This window comes from Homoserinimonas sp. (assembly GCF_056262345.1).
Genome location: NZ_JBACFR010000109.1, coordinates 1 through 2,047, shown reverse-complemented (window position 1 = coordinate 2,047; position 2,047 = coordinate 1). Strand labels below are relative to the sequence as shown.

Annotated in this window: 2 protein-coding genes; both read right to left on the bottom strand. The window is 62.0% G+C overall.

The annotated features are described in order from the left end of the window. Nucleotides 1-5: 5 nt before the first annotated feature. Entirely contained in the window at nucleotides 6-1,211 is a 1,206-nt protein-coding gene (locus AC062T_RS05615) for an ammonium transporter (RefSeq protein WP_108516591.1), read from the bottom strand. 221 nt (nucleotides 1,212-1,432) lie between these two features. Next, the coding region (gene zapE / locus AC062T_RS05610; protein WP_476028181.1) for an AFG1/ZapE family ATPase at nucleotides 1,433-2,047 on the bottom strand (615 nt) is incomplete at its 5' end.

The window sequence follows — 2,047 nt, the reverse complement described above, 5'->3', positions numbered from 1 at the left end:
AGGCGTTATGCGTTCTCGAGTGCGTAGCCTTCTTCTCCGTGAACGATCGTGTCGATACCGGCGACCTCGTCTTCGTTCTTGACCCGGAATCCGAGGGTCTTCTCGATTCCGAAGCCGAGGATGCCCGCGACGACGAAGGAGTAGATCATGACGCCGCCAGCCGCGATGGCCTGAACCGCAAGCTGCCCGAAGTCGCCGCCGGTGAAGAGGCCGGTGTCGATGGCGAAGAAGCCCAGGTACAGGGTTCCGATGAGACCACCGACGAGGTGGATGCCCACGACATCGAGCGAGTCATCAAAGCCGAGCTTGAACTTGAGCTCGATAGCGACGGCACACACGGCGCCGGCGAGCAGGCCGAGCACAATGGCCCAGCCGGGCTCGAGGTTGGCGCAGGCGGGCGTGATTGCGACGAGACCCGTGACCGCACCGGAACCGGCACCAACCGCCGTGGCCTTGCCATCCTTGACCTTTTCGACGACCAGCCAGCCGAGGATTGCCGCAGCGGTAGCACCGAGGGTGTTGATGACGATCAGGCCGACGCCCTCAAGACCGTTGGCGAACTCGGCGCCAGCGTTGAAGCCGAACCAGCCGAACCAGAGGATTGCGGCACCGAGGAGCACGAGAGGAACGTTGTGCGGCTTGTGAGCGCCCTTCTGGAAGACGACGCGCTTGCCGAGTACAAGGGCGAGAGCAAGCGCAGCGGCACCGGCGTTGATGTGCACCGCGGTTCCGCCGGCGTAGTCGATGACTCCGGGGAGACCGAGAGTTTCGCCGAGGTTGAGGATCCAGCCGCCGCCCCACACCCACGCGGCTACCGGGAAGTAGACGAGGGTCGCAAAGAGCCCAGCGAACAGCATCCACGAGCCGAACTTGGCGCGGTCCGCGATGGCACCGGAGATGAGGGCGACAGTGATGATCGCGAAGGTCGCACCGAAGGTCGCGCCAACGAGGGTCTCGTTGTCAGCACCCGCGAGGCTGAAGTTCGAGAACGGGTTGCCCGCGAAGTCCCATACGCCCTCGACCGCGGACATGTTGTAGCCGTACAGAATCCACAACACGCCAACCAGGGCAAGGGAGCCGAAGCTCATCATCATCATGCTGACGACGCTCTTGGCCTTGACCAAGCCGCCGTAGAAGAATGCGACGCCCGGTGTCATCAGTAGAACTAGGGCGGTGGCCGTAATGGCCCAAGCAAGTTCGCCGGTATCCATAGGAGTTACCTATTACCTCTCTCAATTCGCAAAGGGTCTAACCTCTGCCGCTCACCAGATGAGGCTGCGACTTCGGGTACGACGCTCAGTTTCTTGCGAGAAGGTTTCGGCGGGACTGTTGGCACGTTTCGCTTAAGTTACGCGCATCGCGGCAACGTAAACAGCGTGTTTCGTGCCGCAGTGGATTGCCCGTGCAAAGCCCAGGAAGCGCGCGGAAGCGCCTACTCGGGCGCTCCCGCTGTCAGAGCCGTGAGCCGCGACATGGCGCGGAGGTACTTCTTGCGGTACCCGCCCGCGAGCATTTCATCGGGAAACACCTGATCGAGAGGAGTGCCCGTCGCTACGATGCGCACCTGCGCGTCATACAAACGGTCAACGAAGGCAACGAAGCGAAGAGCATCCGTCTGGCCAGCGAACGGGTGAACGTCGCGAAGCGCAATCTGCTGAAGCCCCTCAACCAGCTTGACGTATCGTGAGGGATGCACCTGAGACAGCAGCCCCAGGACGTCGTCGAACGAATCGACGGTAAACCCGCCAGAGAGTGACCGCAGCGTTGTCTCGAACTCATCCTCGCGAACGCTGATTGCGTGGCCGGAATTCTGGCGATGACGGTAGTCGACGCCATCCACTCGCAGAGTCAGGAATTGGCCAGACAGGGCGTCGATCTCTCGCAAGAAGTCCTGCGCAGCGAACCTGCCCTCCCCCAGCGCGTTCGGCGGAGTGTTTGAGGTGGCTGCGATGCGGGTTCCCGTCGCCACGAGCTCGCCCAACAGTCGCGTCATGATCCTGGTGTCGCCGGGATCATCAAGCTCGAACTCATCAATACAGATAACGGA